The following is a 272-nucleotide window of genomic DNA, read 5'->3' as shown; positions in this document are numbered from 1 at the left end:
GAATTAGGGATAGTTACTTCTGTAAGGTTGTTCCCTTCAAACGCCCCGGAACCGATGTGTGTTACTGAATTAGGGATAGTTACTTCTGTAAGGTTGTTCCCTCGAAACGCCCCGGAACCGATGTGTGTTACTGAATTAGGGATAGTTACTTCTGTAAGGTTGTTCCCTTCAAACGCCCAATCGCCGATGTGTGTTACTGAATTAGGGATAGTTACTTCTGTAAGGTTGTTCCCTCGAAACGCCCAATCGCCGATGTGTGTTACTGAATTAGG

The 272-nt window shown here is 45.2% G+C and carries 1 protein-coding gene; it reads right to left on the bottom strand.

Annotation, left to right across the window (positions count from 1 at the left end):
- On the bottom strand, positions 1–272 hold a 272-nt coding region (locus tag GOQ24_RS15390), incomplete at both ends, for a leucine-rich repeat domain-containing protein (protein WP_160340085.1).

Origin of the sequence: Myroides sp. LoEW2-1, from assembly GCF_009767705.1 — a bacterium.
In the GTDB taxonomy this organism is placed as follows: domain Bacteria; phylum Bacteroidota; class Bacteroidia; order Flavobacteriales; family Flavobacteriaceae; genus Flavobacterium; species Flavobacterium album_A.
This window is presented reverse-complemented; position numbering and strand designations above follow the sequence as displayed.